The sequence below is a fragment of the Microbacterium sp. genome, assembly GCF_051953575.1.
GTDB lineage: Bacteria > Actinomycetota > Actinomycetes > Actinomycetales > Microbacteriaceae > Microbacterium.
On the sequence record NZ_JBQCIP010000175.1, the window covers coordinates 1 to 3,869 of the forward strand.

Genomic DNA, 3,869 nt, shown 5'->3' on the forward strand with positions numbered 1-3,869 from the left:
GTTGGTAGAGCGCCTGCTTTGCAAGCAGGATGTCAGGAGTTCGAATCTCCTAGGCTCCACAGACATGCGACTCCCGTTCCGGGGGTCGCATTCCTGTTCTCCGGACGATCGATCGGATGCCGCGGACGCACGGTCGGGTGGCCCGATCGTCCCGGCACCAGGCTGGAACCATGACGACCACCGCTTCGCTGCCCGTGACCACGTCGGCGCCCCCGCGTCTGCGCTACGGCGCCCTCATCGCGATGATGGCGATGAGCTTCCTGCTCGTCACCGCGGAGTTCCTGCCCGGCGGCGTGCTCACCGAGATCGCCGACGACATCGGCGTGACGCCCGGCCAGGCCGGTCAGATGGTCGCCGTCACCGCGCTCGCGGGCCTCGTCGTCGCGCCGACCATCGGCCTGGCGCTGCCGCGGCTCGACCGGCGTTCGCTGCTGGTGTGGATGGCGATCGGGGCCACCGTCTCGAACGCGATCGTCGCGGTCGCGCCGAATCTGCCCCTCCTGCTCGTGGGCCGCGTGCTGCTCGGCGCCGCGCTGTCGGGCTTCTGGGCGATGTCGATCACCGTCGCCGCGCGCATCGCCGGTCCCGAGCGGCTCGGACGCGCCGTCATGTTCACCTCTGCGGGCACGTCGCTCGCGACCGTGGCGGGCGTGCCGATCGGCGTGATGCTCAGCGAGGTGCTCGACTGGCGGGCGGTCTTCGTGGTGGCCGCCGTCGCCACGGCCGTCCTGGCCGTGCTGCTGCGCCTGCTGCTGCCCTCGGTGCCCGCCGAGGCGTCGGCGTCGCTGTCGACGCTCCTCGGGACGCTGAGGCTCCCCGGCATCGGCCTGGGCGTCGCCGGCCACGTGCTCGTCGTTCTCGGGCACTTCCTCGCGTTCACCTACATCCGCATCGCGCTGGACCGCGTGAACGAGGCCGGGAAGCCCATCGACGCGGGCGTCGTCATCGTGCTGCTGGCCGTGTTCGGCATCGGCGGCTTCGTGGGCAACATCCTCATCGGCATGATCATCGACCGCACCTACCGCGTGTTCGCCGTGGTCTCGCCGATCGTGATGGCGTTCATGACGCTGGCCATCATCGTGGCGTCGGGTGCGCCGCTGCTCGTGGGCGTCGCTGCTTTCGCGTGGGGCTTCTTCTTCGCCTCGTGGCTGCTGATCGTGAACACGTGGGTCGGTCACCGCATGCCGGATCGCCTCGAAGCCGGCGGCAGCATCGTCGTCGTGGGCTTCCAGGCGGCCATCATGATCGCCGCGGGCGTCGGGGGGCTCCTCGTCGACAGCCTCGGCATCGTGACCGTGTACCTCGCCGGTGCGGCGATCCTCGTGCTCGGCGCCGTCCTGTTCGGGCTCTCGAACCGGGAGGGCGCGCGGAAGTGGCCGAATGGATGCCGGCGCCCGGTCGCACCGGCCGCCGGCATCCGCCCGACGTCGGACCGTACCGGTCGCTCAGGCAGAGATGAGGCGGTGGGTCGACCGCCACGCTGAGGGCGTGGTGCCGACACTGCGGCGGAACGCCCGGCTGAAGCCCTCGTCCGACGCGTAGCCGAGCTCACGAGAGACCGTGCTCACGCCCAGCCCGCGCGAGAGCAGGTCCTGGGCCGTGCGCATGCGCACCGAGGTCACATACCCGGCGGGCGACGTGCCGAATCGGCTGCGGAACCGCTCGGCGAACACCGACCGAGACATCGCACCGAGCGCGGCCAGCGCCTCGACGGTCCACTCGCGACCGGGATCGGCGTGGATCGCGGCGACGACGCGATCGAGGAACGGGTCGCCGGCGGCGACGGGCCACCCGTCCGGCGCGCAGCCTGCTGCCGCCCAGGCCCGGATGGCCGAGATCAGCACGGTCGCCGCCATCATGCGGCACACCGCGAAGTCCCCGCCGCGTGTGGTGAACCGGCCATCCGCGTCGACGCCCATGTGCGGCAGCATGGCGGCCGCCGCGGGCTCCCGGTCGGCGAAGGCGTGCACGACCACGGCGTGGGGAAGAAGAAGCGACAGGTGAGCGGCCTCGTCGACGAGGTCCAGTTCGGCGAGCAGCAGCGTGGCAGGCCCGTTCGCGGTCAGCGCCCCCTGCGCACGCCCGTTCGTGATGAGCATGTCACCGGCGGCCGCCGTGAGGGGCGCGTCGCCGCGGAGACGGGTGCGCACCTCTCCCGACAGCACGTACGCGTACGTGAGTGCTCCCGGCGCGAGCGCGAGCAGCTCCCCCTCGCCGAGGCGGAGCCGCAGTTGACGCCGGATGCGCACGTCGATCGCCGAGAGCAGCCGCTCGAGCGCGGCGTCTTCGTCAGCCGCGGACGGGTCCGTGACGACGTGCGAGATCGACTCCATAAGGTGGCGAACTGCCGGTCGTCGCGTCATATTCCTCGGGCACCCCTCGTTCTCCTGCGGCCGCTCGGCGCATTAGGGTGAAGCATGGACCTGCGCGTCGCCGCATACGCGGTCATCCTGGATGAGGACGAGCGCATCCTGCTGGCGCACTGGAACGAAGGCAGACGAGCCGCCTGGACCATGCCCGGTGGCGGCCTCGAGCCCGGCGAGGATCCCGAGGTGGCCGCGCGCCGCGAGGTCCGCGAAGAGACCGGCTATCACGTCACGGTCGGCGAGCTGCTCGGCATCCATTCCCGCGTCATCCCCGCCGGACGCCGGCTGACCCCCGGGCACACCGAGCCGCTGCACACCCTGCGGATCGTGTACCGCGCCCGGATCACGGGCGGACGGCTGCGCAACGAGACGGACGGGTCGACCGACCGCGCCGAGTGGTTCCCGCTCGCCGACGTGCCGGGGCTGCAGCGGGTCAAGCTCGTCGACATCGCACTCGATCTCGCGGGCGTGAAGCTGCCCACACCTTGACGGGCGCTCAGCCCAGCGGCTGGGAGATGTCGGCGACGGTCGCCCCGTACGCCGAGATCAGGTCGTCCGCCTGCACGAACATGCTGTAGCCGTGAGCGCCCGCCCCCATCGCGACGCGGCGCCCCACGATGTCGGCATCGGCGTACACCGGCCAGTCGTTCGTGCTGCCGACCGGGACGATCGTGCCGCGCTCGTAGCCGGTCGCCGCCAGCGCACGCTCCTGATCGGGCAGCTGCAGCTTGTTCACGCCGACGACGGCCCGCAGCTTCGGCCACGAGATCGCCCGGTCGCCCGGGATCAGCGCGAACAGGTAGGTGTCGTCCGAGCGCTTCACGACGAGCGTCTTCACGATCCCCGACGGATCGATGCCGAGGATCTCGGCGGCCTCGTTGAGGCTGTTCGCCGCAGGCCGCTCCGTGATCTCGATCTCAAGACCGCGATCGGATGCCGCCTGCCTGACGCGTGCGATGCCCTCCGGTTCAGGCATCCGGCGCGCGCAGCGGGTCGTCCGCGACCCAGAGCTCGTCGTCGGCGCGCAGCGTCTGCCACGCGGCGTACAGGACGCCCACGGCGGCGGCGACCCCGAGGATGATGGCGATGACGCCGCCCGCACCGAGGCCCTTCTTCGCCGGGGCGACGACGGGAAGCTGGATGCCGCGACCCGAGGCCAGGCGTCCGCGCTGCTCGTTGGCGGCATCCCACACCGAGAGCGCCGAGCCGACCACGGCTCCGGCGGCCGGGACCACGGTGCCGTTGAAGACCTTCTTGCCCTTGTCGACGTAGGGAGCGGCGTACTTGTCGTAGTTCGCCTGCACCTGCGGGGCGACCCGCTCACGTCCGTAGTTGCCGAGCTGGCGACCGGCCTCGCGGGCCACGGTGGCGGCCTCGCCGACCAGCACCTGCTGCGCCTCCCACAGGTTTCCGGCCTGCTTCTGCAGCTTCTCGAGTTCCTTCTTGCGCTTGCGGCTGAGGTTCACGGTGCCCTCCCGTGGTTGGGGATGTCGGTCTCCCCAT

General features: G+C 71.3%; 5 protein-coding genes. 2 read left to right on the forward strand and 3 right to left on the reverse strand.

Annotation, left to right across the window (positions count from 1 at the left end):
* The first annotated feature begins 170 nt into the window (after positions 1-170).
* Positions 171-1,484, forward strand: a complete 1,314-nt coding sequence (locus ACTHNQ_RS10785) for an MFS transporter (protein WP_440333369.1) — start codon at positions 171-173, stop codon at positions 1,482-1,484.
* Here ACTHNQ_RS10785 and ACTHNQ_RS10790 read toward each other — a convergent pair.
* Positions 1,446-2,333 carry an AraC family transcriptional regulator gene (locus ACTHNQ_RS10790; RefSeq protein WP_440333370.1) on the reverse strand — a complete coding sequence of 296 codons (888 nt, stop codon included), beginning with the start codon at positions 2,331-2,333 and terminating at the stop codon, positions 1,446-1,448. The genes ACTHNQ_RS10785 and ACTHNQ_RS10790 overlap by 39 nt on opposite strands.
* Positions 2,334-2,417: 84 nt before the next feature.
* Here ACTHNQ_RS10790 and ACTHNQ_RS10795 point away from each other — a divergent pair, with 84 nt between their 5' ends.
* On the forward strand, positions 2,418-2,855 hold the full coding sequence (locus ACTHNQ_RS10795) for an NUDIX hydrolase (RefSeq protein WP_440333371.1): 438 nt from the start codon (positions 2,418-2,420) through the stop codon (positions 2,853-2,855).
* 7 nt (positions 2,856-2,862) lie between these two features.
* On the opposite strand, the gene ACTHNQ_RS10800 is transcribed toward ACTHNQ_RS10795, so the two are convergent.
* Positions 2,863-3,342, reverse strand: coding sequence for an aminoacyl-tRNA deacylase (locus ACTHNQ_RS10800; RefSeq protein WP_440333372.1), 480 nt, complete (start codon positions 3,340-3,342; stop codon positions 2,863-2,865).
* A complete protein-coding gene (locus tag ACTHNQ_RS10805; protein ID WP_440333373.1) occupies positions 3,335-3,832 on the reverse strand; it encodes a DNA helicase in 498 nt (165 codons plus the stop codon). Before ACTHNQ_RS10805 ends, ACTHNQ_RS10800 begins: the two co-directional genes overlap by 8 nt.
* Between the last annotated feature and the right edge of the window lie 37 nt (positions 3,833-3,869).

Bases quoted from the DNA above. Each gene is read 5' to 3' on its own strand.
- ACTHNQ_RS10785 (WP_440333369.1), top strand. From the start codon at position 171: ATGACGACCACCGCTTCGCTGCCCGTGACCACGTCGGCGCCCCCGCGT.
- ACTHNQ_RS10790 (WP_440333370.1), bottom strand. From the start codon at position 2,333: ATGGAGTCGATCTCGCACGTCGTCACGGACCCGTCCGCGGCTGACGAA.
- ACTHNQ_RS10795 (WP_440333371.1), top strand. From the start codon at position 2,418: ATGGACCTGCGCGTCGCCGCATACGCGGTCATCCTGGATGAGGACGAG.
- ACTHNQ_RS10800 (WP_440333372.1), bottom strand. From the start codon at position 3,342: ATGCCTGAACCGGAGGGCATCGCACGCGTCAGGCAGGCGGCATCCGAT.